The following is an 18,743-nucleotide window of genomic DNA, read 5'->3' on the forward strand; positions in this document are numbered from 1 at the left end:
ACAACTGTGCGCCTGTGTGCAAAATCCGACGCGCGCTTGAACGTCGCCGACATCGGAGCTTGCGCCAGCCATACCGCGCTCGCCGCGCGCATCCTGAGCGGAGCCGCACCGCCCGGCCCCGATGACGGTTTCACACAAGCCGGCGACGGTTTTTCCCCAGATCTGCAGTCGATTACCGCGTCTACTTAAGATTCCGGGCCTTCGGGCAAGCTGATTCGAGGCCCTTACTTTTTCCAAGGACGCCATGCCAATCTCATCCCCCGTTTCCGCGCGCGCGAACGCCGCCGCCCGGCTCGAACGTCTGCCGTTTTCCGGCTACCACAAGCTGATCTTCATCATCATCGCCGTCGCGTTCTTCTTCGACTCGGTCGACCTTGCCACCATGACCTTCGTACTAGGTTCGATCAAGCTGGAGTTCGGGTTGTCCACCGCGACAACTGGCCTGGTCGCCAGCGCCAGCTTCTTCGGGATGGTGCTCGGTGCGGCGCTCGCCGGCCTGCTCGCGGACCGCTTCGGGCGCCGGCCCGTGTTCCAGTGGAGCATGGTGCTGTGGGGCGTAGCGTCGTATCTGTGCTCGACGGCGCAAAGTGTCGAGGCGCTGATCGCCTGGCGCGTCCTGCTGGGGATCGGCATGGGCATGGAGTTTCCGGTCGCGCAGACGCTGTTGTCAGAATTCGTGCCCGCCGCGAACCGCGGGCGCCTGATCGCACTGATGGATGGCTTCTGGCCGCTGGGCTTCATCACGGCAGGCGTCGTTTCCTACTTCGTGCTGCCCCAGTTCGGCTGGCGCACCGTGTTCGCGCTGCTCGCGATCCCGGCCGTGTTCGTACTGATCGTGCGCCGCCTCGTGCCCGAATCGCCGCGCTGGCTCGAACACGCGGGCCGGCACGCCGAGGCCGACGCAGTGATGCGCGACATCGAAGCCAGGGTGATGCGCTCCGCCGGCGTCGCGACGCTGCCTCGGCCTTCACAGCAACTGATGGCCGCGCCGGTGCGCGGGCGCGGCGCGTTGCGCGAGATCTGGAGCGGCGCATACCGCCGCCGCACGACCATGGTGTGGCTGCTCTGGTTCTTTGCGCTGCTCGGCTTCTACGGCCTGACGTCCTGGCTCGGCGCGCTGCTTCAGCAGGCCGGTTTCGCGGTCACGCAATCGGTGTACTACACGGTGCTGATCTCCCTCGGCGGCATACCGGGCTTCCTGTGCGCCGCGTGGCTGGTCGAGCGCTGGGGCCGCAAGCCCACCTGCATCGCGTCGCTGCTCGGCGGCGGCACGATGGCGTACCTGTACGGGCAGAGTGCGATGTACGGCGGCAGTGTCACGCTGCTCCTCGGCACCGGCCTGGCGATGCAATTCTTCCTGTTCGGCATGTGGGCGGTCCTGTACACGTACACGCCGGAACAGTACGGCACCGGCGCGCGCGCGACGGGGTCCGGCTTCGCGTCGGCAATTGGGCGGATCGGCTCGCTCATCGGGCCCTATGTGGTTGGCGTGGTGTTGCCGGTGTTCGGACAGGGCGGCGTGTTCACCCTCGGCGCGATCTCGTTCGCGGTAGCGGCACTCGCGGTGTGGGTGCTCGGCATCGAGACCCGTGGCGTCGCGCTGGAAGCGCTGGCGTCGGACGACGCGTCCGCTGAAACAGCCGGCTATCCCGCAGTAGCGGACAAGACTTCCTGAGCTGCAGGCCCGGTTCTGCCGTGAGTCGCTGTCGCGACTCGCGGCGGCCACCGCAATGGATTGGACTCAGAACTTGTGACGAATCGCGGCACGGACCTGGAACTGCCTCGCCGTCGATGAGGCGTTCGCCGCCCCGGGCAAGTCAGCCAGGTCCAGTGCGGTGCCGGTCTTGTCGCCGGCGACGCGCTGGTAGGCGGCCTGGAGATAGACGTCCGTGCGCTTCGAGAAGTTGTAATCCGCCATCAGGCCGAAGGAATGAACCTTCGGTTTCGCGTCGCCGGAGGACGCGCGGAAGTTCTCCAGCGTGAGCGTATACAGTGCACCGGCGTAGAAAGCGGGCGTGAACTGGTACTTGAAATTCACTTCCAGGTTCTGGAACCGGAGCGAGTCCAGGGTACCGCCGGCCGGCAGGATCGAACCGGAGATGTACGAGGTGGACAGCGGCGCGGTCAGATTCGAATTGGAGTAGGCGAAGCCGGCCGTCGCCGCACCGAACGTGTAGTTGATGCCGGCACCGAATATGCGCAAACGCTTGGCAAGGAAGTTCTGGTCGCCGCCGTTATTGATGGCGCCCCCTGACGTGGCCGACGGGTTGTCCGCCTGCAGGTAGGCCGCCGCCAGCAACAGGCCGCCGCTCGCGTACTGCATCCCCGCGCTGTACTGGCGGTTGTTGGCAAAGTTGGTGTCGTTGCTGAAGCTGTAGGCGCCGCCGAACTGGAACCCGCCAAGGGTGGGACTTGTGTACTTGACGGTATTGTTGGCGCGGAACGAGTAGATCAGGTTGTCGTTGTCGTAGGGGTGCCCGAACATGGTGCCCCCCCAATTCCCGGCAACGGTCGTCGGCGCCAGGTAGTCGATCACCGAGTCATACTGGCGCCCCAGCGTGACGGTCCCCAGGCGATCATCACCAAGCCCGACGTAGGCTTGCCGGCCGAACAGCAATCCGCCCTGCGCCGACCTGCCGTTGCTCGCATTGAAGCCGCTCTCGAGCTGGAACAGCGCCTTGACGCCGCTGCCAAGGTCTTCCGTCCCCTTCAGACCCCAACGGCTGCCTTGCGCAAAGCCGCTTGCCATCTCGGTCAGGCTGTGTCCGCCGACGTTATTCGTGTAGTTAATGCCTTCGTCGATCACGCCGTACAGCGTGACGCCGCTTTGGGCAAAGGCAGACGCGGAAAACATCAGCGCCATGACCGGGCCCGCAGTCGCTCCCTTTTTCATTGGATTTTCTCCTCGTATAAACATGACTCACGCTGCCGACACGCCGATCGGTGCGGCATGCGCGGCAGCGTCTATGAGAGTAGTCGGGGAGCCCGGAAAACCTATGTCCAATACCGACACGCGTTTGCACGGCGCCGACATGGCCCGGGCAACGCTCAGCCCGCCTGCCCGCTGCGCCTGCGGTAATCGGCGCGTGTCCACTCGAGCGCGACGCCGACGCGTTGCGTGCCGGGCCGGATCTTCGGCTTGTGCACGGCAAGCGTCAACGTGTCGAGCGCCGGCCATTCGCGAAACGACAGCTCGGCGATTTCGGCCACCAGGGTCTCGAGCAGGCGCGTATGCGGCTTGTGCGCAAGAAACGCGGCGAGGCGCGCACAATAGCCGTCGTAGTCGATCCACTCGCCGTCCTCGCTCGGCTGGTGGCGATAGCCCAGACGCGCGTCGATCACGATCGGCTGCGGTGCTTCGTGCTCGTGCGGATGGATGCCGATCCGCACCGGCACCGCTAACGCATCGATAAACACACTCCAGCCCCGGCCCGGCAGCAGTGGCCCATCGAGCCCGGCGAGTGGTGCGCTGAACGCGTTGTCGACCGGCTTCATGATGTCAACGGCGCCGCGGCGTCGAGCATGATGCGGCAGAAATAATCGGCGAAGCTGCGGCGCAGGACGACCTCGAAGCGGTCGACGCCGGTCGGCACCAGCACGATCGACGCCTTGAAGTAGTGGCTCTGCGCGCACTGGCCCGGCTTGAACACGCGCGGATGCAGGTCGAGCGGGCAGCCGCGCGCCAGTACGTCGCGTACGCGCCCGCCGCTGATCTCGACGACCGTGTAGCCGCTGCCGACGTCGACCGCCGCCGCGTACGCGCCGGCGATCGCCTGGGCGAGCTTGGGCTCGAGCACGCCCGCCGGCACCGGTTCGTTCGAGCGCACCAGCCACTCGTCGGGGCCGAGCCACAGCACGTCATAGGCGGCGCCGCGCGCGACCGTGTTCGGTGCGGCCGGCGGACAACAGCCGACCACGCCCTCGAACGCGTCGACGAACGCAGGGTCCGAGAGATCACCGCGCACGTTGACGAGATCAAGAAAGGCGCGCTCGCGCATCACGAAGTGTTTCGACGCATGCGCCTGGTGCGCGTTCAGCAGATCGGCCGCGCCGATGAACGGCGACTCAAGCCGCACGCCGCGCCTGCGCGCGTCAGACGCCGGCACGTCTGCCGCCGGCGTAGCGATATTCGATTCATTCCACATTCTGGCGCACCCCTTCCGTATCATAGAAAACCGGGCTCGAGATTTTCGCGGTCACGCGCCGGCCGTTTGCCAGCGGAATCGCCACGCTCTCGCCCATCTTGTTCAGGCCGCCCTTCACCACGGCCAGCGCGATCGAGCGCTTCAGGATCGGGCTGTAATAGCTCGACGTCACGTGGCCGAGCATCGGCGTCGGGTCGGTCGTCGACACCTGCGTGTCCGGCGCGATGATCTGCGCGCCCTCCGGCAGCACGAACTGCGCGTCGTCGGTCAGCAGGCCGACGAACTGCTTGCGGCCTTCCTTCGCGGTATCCGAACGCGTCAGCGAGCGCTTGCCGAGGAAGTCCTTCGACTTCGCCACGACTCCGCCCATGCCGAGATCGTACGGCGTGATCGAACCGTCCGTGTCCTGGCCGACGATGATGTAGCCCTTCTCCGCTCGCAGCACGTGCATCGTTTCCGTGCCGTACGGCGTGATGTCGAACTCGGCCCCCGCGGCCATCAGCGCTTCCCACACCGCGCGGCCGGCGTTCGCGGGCACGTTCACTTCGTACGCCAGCTCGCCCGAGAAGCTGATCCGCATCACGCGCGCCTTCGCGCCGGCGACGGTGCCGTTCCGATAGCTCATGAACGGGAAGGCCTCGTTGCCGAAGTCGATGTCATCGCAGACCTTGCGCAGTACCTTGCGGCTCTTCGGGCCGACCACCGCGAAGGTTGCCCAGTGATCGGTCACCGACCCGAGCCGCACCTTCATGTCCGGCCACTCGGTCTGCAGCCAGCGCTCGAGCCAGGTCAGCACACGCGCGGCGCCGCCCGTCGTCGTCGTCATCATGAAATGCTGCTCGCCGAGCCGCACCGTGACGCCGTCGTCGAACACCATGCCGTTCTCGTCGAGCATCAGGCCATAGCGGCACTTGCCGACTTCGAGCTTGTTCCACGGGTTGGTGTACATCCAGTTCAGCAGCGCCACCGCGTCCGGGCCCTGGATGTTGATTTTGCCGAGCGTCGATGCATCGAGGATGCCGACGCTGTTGCGCACCGCGAGGCATTCGCGCTTCACCGCCGCATGCAGGTCTTCGCCCTTCTTCGGGAAGTACCACGGACGCTTCCAGTTGCCGACGTCCTCGAACAGCGCGCCATGCTCGACGTGCCATTCATGGATGCAGGTCTTGCGCACCGGGTCGAGGAAGTCGCCGAGCTCGCGCCCCGCCAACGTGCCGAACGTGACCGGCGTGTAGTTGGGGCGGAACGTCGTCGTGCCGGTGTCGGGAATCGACTTGCCGAGCGCCTGCGCCAGGATCCCCATGCCGTTGATGTTGCCGAGCTTGCCCTGGTCTGTGCCGAAACCCATCGCGGTGTAGCGCTTCACGTGTTCGACCGATTCGAAGCCTTCGCGCGCGGCGAGCAGGATGTCTGACGCGGCCACGTCGTTCTGGAAGTCGACGAACTGCTTCGGCCCGCGCGCGGCGGCCTCCTGGCTGCCGACGAGCCACAGCGGCAGCAGTGCGCCTTCGGCGACGGCTGCCACCTTTGGCGCGGCGGGGCGCTTGGCGTTACTGATGCCAGCAGCCTTGGCAGCGGCGGCCCCCGCTTCGATCGCGAGCGGCAGCGCCTGCGCCAGGCTGAACTCGCCCGCCGCCGCGCCAACGCTCGCCTCGGCCTGCATCGACTTGCCCGGCACGAAGCACACCTTCTCATCGTTCCACCGCGCCTTGCCGCCCGATTGCGCGAACAGGTGAAGGACCGGGCTGAGGCCGCCCGACATCGCGACCAGATCGCACGGGATCGTCGACACCTTGCGCCCGGTCTTGCCGTTTGCATAAGCCGCCACGTCGACTGACGAGACGTGCCGCTTGCCGGATGCAGCCGTCACCACTGCGCCATTCAGGACGGTCAGGCCCTGCCGCTTCGCGGCGGCCGGCAGCGCGCCATTGGTCGATGCGCGCGCATCGACGATCGTCACCTTCGCGCCGCACGCCTTCAGGTCGAGCGCCGCCTGGTAGCCGCGATCGTTGTTGGTGAACACGACCGCGTCGCGTCCCGGCAGCACGCCGTAGCGATGGATGTAGGTCGACACCGCCGACGCGATCATCACGCCCGGCAGGTCGTTGTTGCCGAACACAAGCGGACGCTCGTGCGCGCCGGTGGCCAGAATCACCCGCCTTGCACGGATCTTCCACAGCAGCTCGCGCGTGCCCTGGCGCTTCGCTGCCGGCAGGTGGTCGGTGAGGCGCTGCGTGACGGTCACGAGATTGTGGTCCTGATAGCCGAACGCGGTGCTGCGCGACAGGATCGTCACCTCCGGCATCTTGCGCAGTTCAGCCTCGATCTGCTCGGCCCACTGCAGCGCGGGCTTGCCGTTGATCTCGGCGCGACCGGAAAGCAGGCTGCCGCCAAGCTCGCACTGATCGTCGACCAGGATCACGCGCGCACCGGATACTGCCGCCGCATGCGCTGCCGCGAGGCCCGTCGGGCCGCCGCCAACCACCAGCACGTCGCAGTGCGCGTAGCACTTGTCGTAGCGATCGGCGTCGCGCACGTCGGGGGCCTTGCCAAGACCGGCCGCATGGCGGATCTTCTCTTCGTACTTCGGCCACATCTTGCGCGGCCACATGAAGGTCTTGTAGTAGAAGCCCGCGGGCATAAAGCGTGCGAACTTCTGGTTGATCGCCATGCGATCACGTTCGAGATCGGGCTCCGCATTCACGCTCGTCGCGACCAGTCCGTGATACAGCTCGACTTCCGTCGCGCGCGCGTTCGGCACCGTATACGCGCCGCGTTCGAGCTGCACCACGGCATTCGGCTCCGCGACGTCCGCCGTCACGATGCCACGCGGACGGTGATACTTGAAGCTGCGCGCGACAAAGCGCACGCCGTTGGCGAGCAGCGCCGACGCGAGCGTGTCGCCCTGGAACCCCTGATACGTGCGTCCGTTGAACGTGAAGGTCAGCGGAACCGCGCGATTGATGCGGCCACCGGTGCCGAGACGGTCTTTCTGACTCATTTCTTGCCCCTTACTTGCGGTGCTGCTTGCGGTGTGCCTTGCGGCGCTTGAAGCGGTGCGTTTGCGCCAGGCTCGCCGAAGGTCTCGTAGCCCTTGATGTCATAGGTGACCGTATCGCGCTCGATCTTGAACCAGCGGCGGCAGCCCTGGGCGTGGATCCATTGCTCGCGATGCTCGCCCCGGGTATTGGTGCGCATGAACAGGTAGTCCCCCCATTCGCGGTCAGACAGCTTCTCGGTCTCGAGCGGGCGTGCGATGTCGGCCTCGCCGCCGCATGAGAATTCGGATTCGGCGCGCGGGCCGCACCATGGACATTCGATCAGCAGCATTTCTTTCTCCTGGTGGCGTTCAGTGCGCGACGGCGGCGGCGCCGTGCTCATCGATCAGGTGGCCGGTATAGAAGCGGTCGAGCGCAAACGGTGCGTTCAGCGGATGCGGCTGGTCGCGCGCGATGGTGTGCGCGAACACCCAGCCCGAGCCCGGCGTCGCCTTGAAGCCGCCCGTGCCCCAGCCGCAGTTGAAGTAAAGGCCCTTCACGTCGGTCTTGCTGATGATCGGGCAGGCATCCGGCGACACATCGACGATGCCGCCCCACTGGCGGTTCATGCGCACGCGCGAGAACACCGGGAACATCTCGACGATCGCCTGCAGCGTCCCTTCGATGACCTGGAAGCTGCCGCGCTGGCCGAAGCCGGTGTACTGGTCGATGCCCGCGCCGATCACAAGGTCGCCCTTGTCGGACTGGCTGATGTACGCGTGCACCGCGTTCGACATAATCACCGAGTTGACGACCGGCTTGATCGGCTCCGACACCAGCGCCTGCAGCGGATGGCTCTCGATCGGCAGGCGCACGCCCGCCATGTCGGCGAGCGTGGTCGTGTTGCCGGCCGCGACCACCGCGACCTTCTTCGCCTTGATGAAGCCCTTCACCGTGTCGACACCGACGACCGCGCCGTGATCGCGCCGGATGCCGGTCACCTGGCAGTTCTGGATGATGTCGACACCGGCCCGATCGGCACCCCGCGCGAAGCCCCACGCGACCGCGTCGTGCCGGGCGACGCCGGCGCGGCGCTGGATCGAGGCGCCAAGCACGGGGTAGCGGCTGTTCAGGTTGATCGTCGGTTCGATCTCCTTGATCTGCTGCGGCGTCAGGAACTCCGCGTCGACGCCGTTCAGGCGGTTCGCGTTCACCCGGCGCTCGGTGTCGCGCACATCCTGCAGCGTGTGCGCCAGGTTCATCACGCCGCGCTGGCTGAACATCACGTTGTAGTTCAGGTCCTGCGACAGCCCTTCCCACAGCTTCATCGCCTTTTCGTAAAGCGCCGCGGATTCGTCCCACAGATAGTTCGAGCGGACGATCGTCGTGTTGCGCGCGGTGTTGCCACCGCCGATCCAGCCCTTCTCGAGCACGGCGACATTGGTGATCCCGTGCTCCTTCGCGAGGTAGTACGCAGTCGCGAGACCATGCCCGCCGCCACCGACGATCACCACGTCATACTCGCGCTTGGGCTCCGGGCTCTTCCATTGCTTTTCCCAGTTCTCGTGATAAGACAGGCCGTTGCGGAACAGACTGAATATCGAATAGCGGCTCATTTCGTGGACCCCTTCCTTAGCATTCAATGACGTTCACGGCCAGGCCGCCGCGCGACGTCTCCTTGTATTTCGTCTTCATGTCGGCGCCGGTCTCCCGCATCGTCTTGATCACCGAATCGAGCGACACATAGTGCTGGCCGTCGCCCTTCAGCGCCATGCGCGATGCGTTGAGCGCCTTGATCGCTCCCATCGCGTTGCGCTCGATACATGGGATCTGCACCAGCCCACCGACCGGATCGCAGGTCATCCCGAGGTTGTGCTCCATGCCGATTTCGGCGGCATTCTCAACCTGGTCTGGCGTGCCGCCCATCACCGCAGCGAGCGCGGCCGCGGCCATAGAGCACGCAACGCCGACCTCGCCCTGGCAACCGACCTCGGCGCCCGAGATCGACGCCGTCTCCTTGTAGATCATCCCGATCGCCGCTGCGGTCAGCAGGAACTCGACAATGCCGTCGTCATTCGAGCCCGGCACGAACTTCACGTAGTAATGGAGCACCGCAGGGATCACGCCGGCCGCACCGTTGGTCGGTGCGGTGACGACGCGGCCGCCCGCCGCGTTCTCTTCGTTGACGGCCATCGCGTACAGGTTGACCCAGTCAAGCATCGACAGCGGATCGCGCAGCGATTCCTCGGAACGCGCGCGCAACCGGTTGTAGAGCTCGGCCGCGCGGCGTTTCACGCGCATCGGGCCGGGCAGCTCCCCCTCGACCTTGCAGCCACGCTCGACGCAGGCAGCCATCGTCTGCCAGATCGCCAGCAGCCCGGCGCGCACGGAATCGGCCGGGCGCAAGGCACATTCATTGCGAAAGATCAGTTCGGCGATCGACAGCCCGCTGTCGCGGCACGCCTGGATCAGGTCGGCGCCGGTGAGGAAGGGATACGGCACGTCGGCCGCCGCTCGCGCACCATTCACGCGATCACCATCGCGATTGACCACGAACCCACCGCCGATCGAGTAATACTCCTTTTCCACAAGCAACTGCCCCTGCTCGTCGAACGCCTGGAAGCGCATGCCGTTCGAATGCACGACGCTGCCTGCGCTGCCCATCAGACGGCGAAAGAAGCCGATGTGCTCCTTTTCGTCGAAGCCGATCTCATGCTTGCCAAGTAGCAACAAGCGCTTGTCCTTGCGGATCTGCGCGAGGCGCGGTTCAATAACGTCCGGGTCGATCCGGTCTGGCAAGCGCCCCTCAAGGCCAAGGAGCACCGCTTTGTCGGTGCCGTGGCCCTTGCCGGTTGCGCCGAGCGAACCGTACAGTTCCGCCCGCACGCGGCGCACGAAACCGAGCAGGTTCGCATCCTCAAGGTGCGATACGAAGCGGCATGCGGCGATCATCGGGCCGACCGTGTGCGAACTCGATGGACCGATGCCGATTTTGAACAGGTCGAAAACGCTGACATTCATCTGGCTGCCTCCCCTATTGCCTGGTAGGTGTCGTTGGATGTCAGTACATCAAAGCGTGGAATTTGCCGATAGAACAAAAGCGGCATCAACGTGGGACGCCGGCGCCAGGCGCGGGTCCAAACAGGCCGGAAGTTCGCTTTGGCGATGATTCGCGTCGGAAAAATACAAGTCCGCGGCATGCGGATCGGCGACGCTGGCTGTGACGGAGCCGCGTCGTTCAGGTAGGCGGCGAGGGCTGCATGGATGCCGTACGCATCACCGGCGTTCGCTACCGATACGCCGCCGCCAGCAACCCAGATCCGCCCGCTTGCGCGAGCCTGTCAAGATGGATGCATCCATGACAACCGACGTTCCCATTTCCCCTGTCGCCGAGCCGGCGCCACGGCGCGTCCGCTTCGGCATCGTGCTGCTGCCGAACTTCACGCTGACCGCGTTTTCGGGTTTCGTCGACATGCTGCGGCTGTCGGCGGACGATGGCGACTACAGCAAGCCGGTGCGCTGCGTCTGGAGCGTGATCGGAAACACACTCGCGCCCGTACGCGCGAGTTGCGGGATCCAGGTCGCGCCGTGGGAGACCTTCGACGACGCGGAGCCATTCGACTATGTGGTCGTGGTCGGCGGGCTACTGCACTCGGGACCACAGGCCGGACCTGAGACGCTTGACTTCATCCGTCGCGCGGCGGGCGGCGGCGCGACGATCGTGGGCATCTGCACCGGCGTTTTTGCGCTGATGCGCGCGGGCGTGCTCGAGGGGCACCGCGCCTGCGTCAGCTGGTTCCACTACTGGGATTTTATAGAGCGCTTCCCGTCGGTGGATGCGGACCTGCTGATTGCCGACCGGCTGTTCGTGATCGACCGCCGGCGCATCACCTGCTCGGGCGGGCGCGCATCGATCGACGTCGCCGCCGCCATCCTGCTGCGCCACTTCGATCATGCCACCGTGCAGAAGGCGCTACGGATCCTGCTCGTCGGCGAGATGCAAAAAGGCAATGCACCGCAGCCGCATCCGCCCGGCCTCGAGCCCGCGACGCACCCAAAGGTCAAGCGCGCGATTCTGCTGATGGAGCAGCACGTCGGCCGGGCGCTCCCGCTTGAAGCGCTCGCCTGCAAGCTCGACCTGTCGCCACGCCAGCTCGAGCGCCTGTTCAAGGCGGAGACCGGCAAGAGTCCGCAGGCATTCGCCAAGCATGTGCGGCTACGGACCGCTGCGTGGTTGTTGACCAGCTCGGACCGCACAGTCGTCGACATCGCGTTGAGCTGCGGCTTTGCCGACGCATCACACCTCGGCCGTGACTTTCGCAAACAGTTCGGCGTACCGCCTGCAGCCTACCGCGACCAGGGTATACATCCGGCCGAGTGGGCGCCGACCGATGTCGATGCCGGCGAGATCTCGGCGCTCACCGAAAACGAAAGCGAAAGCGAGTGTTGAACTTGCGCATCATGGAGTTTCATGATGATGAAATTACGCCGCTCGGCGTTCCAGTGCCCCTGCTCGCTATTACGGCCGTCGGCCAGCATGCGTCAGTCTTCGGACAAGTGCACGCCCACCGGGGCCATCACAATCGTCGGTCCAGCTATAGTTTGGCGCCATGAGCTTATATCGATAGGAGAGATCCATGAAAACACACGCAGCAGTTGCCTGGGGTGCGGGAAAACCGCTAACGATCGAAGACGTGGACATGGAGGGCCCCCGTGCCGGTGAAGTGCTGGTGGAAATCAAGGCCACCGGCATCTGCCACACCGACTACTACACGCTGTCCGGCGCCGATCCGGAAGGCATCTTCCCCGCAATCCTGGGCCACGAGGGCGCGGGCATCGTCACCGACGTGGGCCCGGGCGTGACCTCGCTCAAGCCGGGTGACCACGTGATCCCCCTGTACACGCCGGAATGCCGCCAGTGCAAGTTCTGCCTGTCGCGCAAGACCAACCTGTGCCAGGCGATCCGCGCCACGCAGGGCAAGGGCCTGATGCCGGACGGCACCTCGCGCTTCTCGATCGACGGCAAGCCGATCTTCCACTACATGGGCACCTCGACCTTTGCCAACCACATCGTGGTGCCGGAGATCGCGCTGGCAAAGATCCGCCCGGATGCACCGTTCGACAAGGTCTGCTACATCGGCTGCGGCGTCACCACCGGCGTGGGCGCGGTGCTGTTCACCGCCAAGGTGGAAGCCGGCGCCAACGTGGTGGTGTTCGGCCTGGGCGGCATCGGTCTGAACGTGATCCAGGCGGCCAAGATGGTCGGTGCCGACAAGATCATCGGCGTGGACCTGAACCCGGGCCGTGAAGCCATGGCACGCCAGTTCGGCATGACGCATTTCATCAACCCGAAGGATGTCGAGAACGTTGTCGACCACATCATCCAGCTGACCGATGGCGGCGCCGACTACTCGTTCGAATGCATCGGCAACACGCAGGTCATGCGCCAGGCGCTGGAGTGCTGCCACAAGGGCTGGGGCAAGTCGATCATCATCGGCGTGGCCGAGGCCGGCGCGGAGATCTCGACGCGCCCGTTCCAGCTGGTGACGGGGCGCGAATGGAAAGGTTCGGCCTTCGGCGGCGCGCGCGGCCGCACTGACGTGCCGAAGATCGTCGACTGGTACATGGAAGGCAAGCTCAATATCGACGACCTGATCACGCATACGCTGCCGCTGGAGCGCATCAACGAGGGCTTCGATCTGATGAAGCGCGGCGAGTCGATCCGCTCGGTCGTGCTGTACTAAGGACGGCGCCGACATGGAACTGCTGTCCGAACACGGCTGCCACGGTGGCCTGCCGGGCGAGGCCGATGCCTGGGATTTTGGCGTGGGCGCGGGCTTCTACGTCGATGCCACCGAAGCGCCGTGGAACCAGCCAATGACGGGTCGCGCGCCGCCCCCTCCTGGTTGCCGGTCCTGACCCACGTGGTGAACTATGCACTGATCTCGACACGAGCCGGGTCGGAGAACATAGGACATCACTTCAGTGTGCTGTTTGGCCTGACAACCGCCGGGTGGGGGTCCCGCAACGCCCGGGCAGCCGGAAGAATTGAGTACGCTCCGAGCGGGAGCCAGGGCCACGCGCAAGCGCACCGCATCTCGTTCGACGGGCCCTGCCCGCCTTGATAAGATCTAATCGTTGACTGTCGCTGGCCCCATCAGGGGGACAAGCCCCATGCGCTGCGCAAGGTGCGGGTTCGAGAATCCGGCAGGCGCCAAATTCTGTGAGGAATGTGGCGCCAAGCAGGTGCGCGTCTGCCCGGGCTGCGGGCAAGAGGCGGCTGCGAGCGCCAAGTTTTGCAGCGAATGCGGCGCACCGCTGGGCGCTCCCGTAAGCGCCCCCGCTGCCTCAAGCGGGGCCCCCCGTGCCACGGCAACTGCGTCCAGCACCCCCATCGACTACACCCCTCCCTATCTGGCCGAGCGCATCCTGGCCGCGCAGGCAGAGATGGAAGCCCGCGGCCTGGCGGACGGCGAGCGCAAGATGGTCACCGCGCTGTTCGCGGACATGGCCGGCTCGACCGCGCTGATCCATGACCTCGATCCCGAAGACGCCCGCCGCCTGATCGACCCCGTGCTGGCGTTGATGATGGAGGCCGTGCATCACTATGAGGGATTTGTGGCCAAGTCGATGGGCGATGGCATCCTGGCGCTATTCGGTGCGCCAATCGCGAACGAAGACCATCCGCAGCGGGCCTTGCTGGCGGCGCTGCGCATGCAGGAAGCCATGCGCCATTACGCCGACGGCGTACGCCTCGGCCAGGGCATCGCGCTGCAGATCCGTGTCGGCATCAACTCCGGCGAAGTGGTGGTGCGCACGATCCGCATCAAGGATTTGCACACCGACTACGACCCAGTGGGCAATTCGATCCATATTGCTTCGCGCATGGAGAGCATCGCAGTGCCCGGCTCGATTGTCGCAAGCGAACACACCCGCAACCTGACTGAAGGCTATTTCGCGTTCAAGGCCCTCGGCGCGACGCCAATCAAGGGGCTGCCCGAGCCGCTCGCAGTCTTCGAAGTCCTCGGCCTCGGCCCGCTGCGCACCCGGCTGCAGGTGTCGGCCAGCCGCGGGCTGGCGCGCTTTGTCGGGCGCACCCGGGAACTCGAACAGCTGCAAGAAGCGCGGGCACGGGCACGGGCCGGACATGGGCAGATTGTCGGCGTGGTCGGCGAGCCAGGGGTCGGCAAGTCACGGCTTTGCCACGAGTTCAAGCTGCTCGCGCCGCGCGATTGCCTGGTGCTCGAAACCTTCTCGGTTTCGCACGGCAAGGCCTACCCCTATCTGCCACTGATCGAGCTGCTGCGGAACTACTGTCAGATCACGGCGCAAGATGACGAGCGCAGGCGGCGCGAGAAGCTCACTGGCAAGCTCCTGACGCTGGACCGCGCGCTCGAAGAAAGCCTGCCGTATCTTTTCCACCTGCTGGGGGCCATCGAGCCGGGCTCGGCGTTGGTGCAGATGGACACCCAGATCCGCCAGCAGCGCACCTTCGAGGCAATCAAGCGGCTGCTCGTGCGCGAAAGCCTGACCCAGCCACTGGAGCTGATCATCGAAGATCTACAGTGGCTTGACAGCGAAACCGAGGCCTTTCTTGGCTTCCTGGGCGAGAGCGTGGCCAGCGCCCGCATCCTGCTGCTGGTCAATTTCCGGCCCGAGTACCGGCACGACTGGAGCCGCAAGAGCTACTACACCCAGCTACGCCTGGATCCGCTGGGCGAAGCCGAAGCCCGGGACCTGCTGCGCGCCCTGCTGGGCGATGCCGCCGGCCTGGCTCCGCTCGAGCACCTGATCCTGGCGCAGACCGAAGGCAATCCCTTCTTCATCGAGGAAGTGGTGCAGGATCTGGTCGAGGGCCAGGTGCTGCGCGGCGAGCGCGGGCATTACCGTCTCGAGCAGGTCCCCGCCAAGCTGCACATCCCGGCCACCGTGCAAGGGGTGCTCGCCGCCCGCATCGACCGCCTCCAGCCAGCCGAGAAAGCGATGCTGCAGACGCTGGCGGTGATCGGCAAGGTATTTCCCTGGAGCCTGCTCGCGCGCGTCGTCGAGCAGCCCGAGGACACAACCAAGAGCCTGCTGGCGCGGCTGCAGGCCGGGGAATTCATCTACGAGCAGCCGGCGTTTCCGGAGGTGCAGTACAGCTTCAAGCATGCACTGACCCAAGAGGTGACCTACGGCTCCCTGCTGAGCGAGCGGCGTCGCGCGCTGCATGAGCGCACCGCCCAGGCAATCGAAGCGCTGTTCAGCGCCCAGCTTGAGGAGCACTGCAGCGAGCTGGCCTATCACTTCAGCCGCAGCGGCAACACGCAGAAGGCGGTGGAATACCTGCACCGCGCCGGGCGCCAGGCCGTGCATCGCTCGGCCGACGCCGAGGCGGTCACGCACCTCACCATGGCCCTGGCCTTGCTCGCAACGCTACCCGATGCGCCCGAGCGCGCGCGGGAAGAACTCGCAGTCCAGCTCACCCTCGGCCCGGCCTGGATGGCCAACAAGGGCTTCGCTGCCCCGGAAGTGGAGGCAACCTACTCGCGGGCGCTCGCGCTGTGTCGGCAGCTCGGGGAGACGGTCCAGGTGTTCCCTGCCCTGCTCGGACTGCGCACCTATTACACGGTCCATGCCGAACTCCGGACCGCGCGCGAGCTGGCGGGGCAACTGCTTGCGCTGGCCAAAGAGGCGCAGGACCCTGCGTTGCTGGTCCAGGCGCATCGGGCGTTAGGCGCCAATTTGTCCTATCTCGGCGAACTGGCTCCCGCCCGTGCACAGCTGGAGCAGGCCATGGCTCTCTATGATCCAAGGCAGCACCGGTCGCATGGCTTCATTTATGGATTGGAACCCGGCGTACAGGGGCTGGCGCTGATTGCCATGGACCTGTGGTTGCTCGGCTATCCGGATCAAGCCTGGGCGCGTAGCCAGGAAGCGCTCGCCTTGACCCAAACCCCTGCCCATCCTTCGGACTCGGCCGATGCCCTGTTGGCCGCCGCCGAGGTCCGGCTGCTGCGCGGCGAAGTGCAGCCGGCACAGGATCTCGCACAGGCACTCATCGCTCTCGCAACCGATTACGGCCTGCCGTACGGGTTGGCTTGCGGAACCATCCTGTCGGGCAGTGCACTGGCTGCAAATGGACACGTGGAGGAAGGGATAGATCTCATTCAAAAAGGCCTAAGCGCATACCGCGCAACCGGGGCCGAACTTCTGCGAACCCATTTCCTGGCGCTGCTGGCCGAAACCTGTGCCAGAGCGGGGCAAGTTGAGGCAGGGCTTGCGGCAGTGGCCGAGGCGCTGGCTACAGTGGAGCGAACCGAAGAGCGGGTGCACGAAGCAGAGTTGCATCGGATCAAGGGAGAACTGACGCTGCTGGAAGCGGGGCGAGTGGGCGAAGCGAACGAGGACGCCCGTGAAGCCGAAGCCTGCTTCCAGCGGGCGATCGCGATCGCTAGCAGGCAGGATGCCCGATCGCCGCAGCTCCGCGCGGTAGTAGCGCTGAGCCGCCTGTGGCAGCAGCAGGGCCGGTATGCCGAGGCCCGCTCCTTGCTGTACGAGACCTACGGCTGGTTCAGCGAAGGGTTCGACACAGTGGACTTGCGGGAGGCCCGCGCGTTGCTCGTCAAACTCGGGGAACAGTGAACCCATCGCCCGCGGGATAGCTCGCGTTTGGGGGCGTGACCGATTTTCAAATCCAATGCCGCTCTGTCTTTTCGCGAATCCGGAGGCGATTGAAGCAGAATTGACACGCTGTAGAACACCATCCTTAGCTTTCCAAAGGGAGAACTGCACTCAGTTCATCGTGCTCATGGGCTCGTGCTACAAGGTAGCGTCCATCCCCGAAGACGAGCGGCCTGTGCTCGGACCGTTCCAGGCGGATAACTCGTCCGATATAAACGACATGATCGCCTTCAGGATGGGCGGAAACCTTCACGCATTCCAGGTTTGCAGCGCATGAACTAATGATGGGAACGCCTCCTAAACCAGATCGAAATGTTATATTGCGAAATTTGTCGTCGCTGGCAGTCGAAAACTGTTTGGATATCCGAATTTGATGCTCTGAGAGGATATTTACTACGAACCGCTCGGCATCCCGAAACGCGGTGTAACTCCTTGATGAAAGAGATTGGCTCCATAGGATCAAGGGTGGATTCAATGAGACAGAACTGAACGAATTGACGGTCATTCCGAACGCCCTTCCGGTGGCGTCCAACGTGGTCATCACAGTCACCCCTGTGGGGAAAGCACCCAACACCTTCCGCAGAGCCAGGCCATCGATCTGTTGCATAACGTTTCCTTTCAGGGTGCACTGAGGCCCGAGAGCGCAAGATTCGCCGGCCTTAATCCGTGCCGACACCGCACGATATCCAGTTTCGATGCCGAATTTTGCTGGTTGCGGACCTACGTAGAGCCATTCGTGCAGCGTTAATGGCCTTGATGGCCCCCATGGAATTGCGTTCAATACAGGGATGCTGCGCAAACCCCTCCACCGGGTCGCAGGTTATGTCAAGGTTGTGCGCTAATGCGATCTCCACTGCGTTCTCGATCTGTTCGTTGCTACCGCCAAGCACCGCAGCAAGACCCGCAGCAGCCATAGAGCATGCCACCCCGCCTTCGGCGCCACATGGCGACACGTCGCCCCCATAAATAATGCATATGGCCGTAGCGGTTAATAGGAAATCCACCACACCATCCTCATTAGCTCCGGGTACGAACTTACGGTAGTACCGCAGCACAGCCGGAATTACGCCCGCAGCGCCATTTGTCGGAGCGGTCACTATTCGGCCGCGCGCGGCATTTTCCTCGTTGACCGCCATCGCGTATAGGTTGACCCAGTCGCGCATCAACAACGGGTCACGTAGAGACCCCTCACCGCGCTTAGATAGCTGCTGATACTGCTCGGCAGCACGGCGCCGCACCCGAATCGGACCGTGCAATTCGCCACCGATTGAGCAGGCTCGCGCGATGGAAGCGTCCATGGCACCGGCAATTGCCAGTAGCCCGGCGCGAACGTCATAGGTGCTTCGCCAGCATTTCTCATTCTCGAGCACCAGGTCGGCAATGGTGCGACCTGACTCCTTGCACATCCGCAATAGTTCCTCGCCGCTCCGAAAGGGGTAAGGAATCGGGTGCTCGTCGACCGAACCAGAGGACCAGATTCCAACTTTGAAGATATCAAATGTGCTGACGGACATACTGTCCTCGACCATCCCTGCTGTACCAGTTCCGATCGCTCCAAACGGAGCGCCATCCGCCCTAGGGCATGTCACTAGTACATCAAATCTTGCAGATTTGGAGATAGAACATGTGCGTCGTCACATTAGGACATTCTCGCCAATGCGGGACTCTGGCAGCTCTTCTCAGTAGGAAGTGTTAAGCACTTGCTGTCCAGACCCCGGAGATGCTCTTCCAGTACTTCGGCCACACCCATTAGCATTGCGGTATGCGCGTCGTGTCCGCAGGCATGCATCACCGGACTATCCTTGCCCATATTCTTCGCGAGCACCCTGGAGGCAAACGACAGGCCGGTCGCTTCCTTCACCGGGAGCGCGTCCATGTCGGCGCGCAGCGCCACGACCTTGCCGGGCGAACACACCGACGAAATCCTGCGTGGCCTCGGCTATGACGAGGCCGATGT

At 64.7% G+C, this 18,743-nt stretch carries 14 protein-coding genes and 2 pseudogenes; 6 read left to right on the forward strand and 10 right to left on the reverse strand.

Annotation, left to right across the window (positions count from 1 at the left end; translation table 11 throughout):
* Window positions 1-36: 36 nt before the first annotated feature.
* Window positions 37-189: a hypothetical protein gene (locus tag DN412_RS43410; protein ID WP_161564004.1), complete on the forward strand. Its 153-nt coding sequence runs from the start codon at window positions 37-39 to the stop codon at window positions 187-189.
* A gap of 55 nt (window positions 190-244) precedes the next feature.
* Entirely contained in the window at window positions 245-1,675 is a 1,431-nt protein-coding gene (locus DN412_RS15245) for an MFS transporter (RefSeq protein WP_115212388.1), read from the forward strand.
* 66 nt (window positions 1,676-1,741) lie between these two features.
* On the opposite strand, the gene DN412_RS15250 is transcribed toward DN412_RS15245, so the two are convergent.
* From DN412_RS15250 to DN412_RS15280, 7 genes are all read right to left on the reverse strand, one after another.
* Window positions 1,742-2,893: a porin gene (locus DN412_RS15250; protein WP_115212389.1), complete on the reverse strand. Its 1,152-nt coding sequence runs from the start codon at window positions 2,891-2,893 to the stop codon at window positions 1,742-1,744.
* 155 nt (window positions 2,894-3,048) lie between these two features.
* Window positions 3,049-3,495 (reverse strand): dihydroneopterin aldolase, encoded by a 447-nt coding sequence (locus DN412_RS15255; protein WP_115212390.1) that lies wholly within the window; start codon window positions 3,493-3,495, stop codon window positions 3,049-3,051.
* Complete coding sequence (locus tag DN412_RS15260; protein WP_244222659.1) at window positions 3,492-4,145, reverse strand: sarcosine oxidase subunit gamma; 654 nt, start codon at window positions 4,143-4,145, stop codon at window positions 3,492-3,494. The genes DN412_RS15255 and DN412_RS15260 overlap by 4 nt, the downstream gene beginning before the upstream one ends.
* Window positions 4,135-7,146 (reverse strand): sarcosine oxidase subunit alpha family protein, encoded by a 3,012-nt coding sequence (locus DN412_RS15265; RefSeq protein ID WP_115212391.1) that lies wholly within the window; start codon window positions 7,144-7,146, stop codon window positions 4,135-4,137. The genes DN412_RS15260 and DN412_RS15265 overlap by 11 nt, the downstream gene beginning before the upstream one ends.
* Window positions 7,143-7,475 carry a sarcosine oxidase subunit delta gene (locus tag DN412_RS15270; protein WP_244222660.1) on the reverse strand — a complete coding sequence of 111 codons (333 nt, stop codon included), beginning with the start codon at window positions 7,473-7,475 and terminating at the stop codon, window positions 7,143-7,145. The genes DN412_RS15265 and DN412_RS15270 overlap by 4 nt, the downstream gene beginning before the upstream one ends.
* 19 nt (window positions 7,476-7,494) lie before the next feature.
* Window positions 7,495-8,739, reverse strand: coding sequence for a sarcosine oxidase subunit beta family protein (locus DN412_RS15275; RefSeq protein WP_115212392.1), 1,245 nt, complete (start codon window positions 8,737-8,739; stop codon window positions 7,495-7,497).
* Window positions 8,740-8,755: 16 nt separating this feature from the next.
* On the reverse strand, window positions 8,756-10,144 hold the full coding sequence (locus tag DN412_RS15280; RefSeq protein WP_115212393.1) for an L-serine ammonia-lyase: 1,389 nt from the start codon (window positions 10,142-10,144) through the stop codon (window positions 8,756-8,758).
* Between the two features lie 337 nt (window positions 10,145-10,481).
* On the opposite strand from DN412_RS15280, the gene DN412_RS15285 reads away from it, so the two are divergent.
* The 4 genes from DN412_RS15285 to DN412_RS15295 all read left to right on the forward strand — a co-directional run bounded on the left by DN412_RS15285 (window position 10,482) and on the right by DN412_RS15295 (window position 16,747).
* Window positions 10,482-11,573 (forward strand): GlxA family transcriptional regulator, encoded by a 1,092-nt coding sequence (locus DN412_RS15285; protein ID WP_244222661.1) that lies wholly within the window; start codon window positions 10,482-10,484, stop codon window positions 11,571-11,573.
* 187 nt (window positions 11,574-11,760) lie between these two features.
* Complete coding sequence (locus tag DN412_RS15290) at window positions 11,761-12,867, forward strand: S-(hydroxymethyl)glutathione dehydrogenase/class III alcohol dehydrogenase (protein WP_115212394.1); 1,107 nt, start codon at window positions 11,761-11,763, stop codon at window positions 12,865-12,867.
* Between the two features lie 13 nt (window positions 12,868-12,880).
* Window positions 12,881-13,042, forward strand: a complete 162-nt coding sequence (locus DN412_RS43415) for a hypothetical protein (protein WP_161564005.1) — start codon at window positions 12,881-12,883, stop codon at window positions 13,040-13,042.
* Window positions 13,043-13,297: 255 nt separating this feature from the next.
* Window positions 13,298-16,747 carry an adenylate/guanylate cyclase domain-containing protein gene (locus tag DN412_RS15295; protein ID WP_115212395.1) on the forward strand — a complete coding sequence of 1,150 codons (3,450 nt, stop codon included), beginning with the start codon at window positions 13,298-13,300 and terminating at the stop codon, window positions 16,745-16,747.
* A gap of 124 nt (window positions 16,748-16,871) precedes the next feature.
* Here the strand turns inward: DN412_RS15295 and DN412_RS15300 are convergent, their stop codons facing one another.
* From DN412_RS15300 to DN412_RS44535, 3 genes and pseudogenes are all read right to left on the reverse strand, one after another.
* Window positions 16,872-17,393 carry a flavin reductase family protein gene (locus DN412_RS15300; RefSeq protein WP_115212396.1) on the reverse strand — a complete coding sequence of 174 codons (522 nt, stop codon included), beginning with the start codon at window positions 17,391-17,393 and terminating at the stop codon, window positions 16,872-16,874.
* 52 nt (window positions 17,394-17,445) lie between these two features.
* Window positions 17,446-18,231 (reverse strand): annotated as a pseudogene (locus tag DN412_RS15305) (L-serine ammonia-lyase, iron-sulfur-dependent, subunit alpha); the annotation flags it as partial.
* A 284-nt stretch (window positions 18,232-18,515) separates the two neighbouring features.
* Window positions 18,516-18,692 (reverse strand): annotated as a pseudogene (locus DN412_RS44535) (M20/M25/M40 family metallo-hydrolase); the annotation flags it as partial.
* Window positions 18,693-18,743 lie beyond the last annotated feature (51 nt).

Origin of the sequence: Cupriavidus lacunae (genome assembly GCF_003353055.1) — a bacterium.
GTDB classification, from domain to species: Bacteria; Pseudomonadota; Gammaproteobacteria; order Burkholderiales; family Burkholderiaceae; genus Cupriavidus; species Cupriavidus lacunae.

Coding starts and splice junctions, on each gene's coding strand:
- DN412_RS15275 (WP_115212392.1), bottom strand. CDS start 8,739: ATGAGCCGCTATTCGATATTCAGTCTGTTCCGCAACGGCCTGTCTTAT.
- DN412_RS15250 (WP_115212389.1), bottom strand. CDS start 2,893: ATGAAAAAGGGAGCGACTGCGGGCCCGGTCATGGCGCTGATGTTTTCC.
- DN412_RS15280 (WP_115212393.1), bottom strand. CDS start 10,144: ATGAATGTCAGCGTTTTCGACCTGTTCAAAATCGGCATCGGTCCATCG.
- DN412_RS15245 (WP_115212388.1), top strand. CDS start 245: ATGCCAATCTCATCCCCCGTTTCCGCGCGCGCGAACGCCGCCGCCCGG.
- DN412_RS15290 (WP_115212394.1), top strand. CDS start 11,761: ATGAAAACACACGCAGCAGTTGCCTGGGGTGCGGGAAAACCGCTAACG.
- DN412_RS15295 (WP_115212395.1), top strand. CDS start 13,298: ATGCGCTGCGCAAGGTGCGGGTTCGAGAATCCGGCAGGCGCCAAATTC.
- DN412_RS43415 (WP_161564005.1), top strand. CDS start 12,881: ATGGAACTGCTGTCCGAACACGGCTGCCACGGTGGCCTGCCGGGCGAG.
- DN412_RS15300 (WP_115212396.1), bottom strand. CDS start 17,393: ATGCAACAGATCGATGGCCTGGCTCTGCGGAAGGTGTTGGGTGCTTTC.
- DN412_RS15270 (WP_244222660.1), bottom strand. CDS start 7,475: ATGCTGCTGATCGAATGTCCATGGTGCGGCCCGCGCGCCGAATCCGAA.
- DN412_RS15285 (WP_244222661.1), top strand. CDS start 10,482: ATGACAACCGACGTTCCCATTTCCCCTGTCGCCGAGCCGGCGCCACGG.
- DN412_RS15255 (WP_115212390.1), bottom strand. CDS start 3,495: ATGAAGCCGGTCGACAACGCGTTCAGCGCACCACTCGCCGGGCTCGAT.
- DN412_RS15260 (WP_244222659.1), bottom strand. CDS start 4,145: ATGTGGAATGAATCGAATATCGCTACGCCGGCGGCAGACGTGCCGGCG.
- DN412_RS15265 (WP_115212391.1), bottom strand. CDS start 7,146: ATGAGTCAGAAAGACCGTCTCGGCACCGGTGGCCGCATCAATCGCGCG.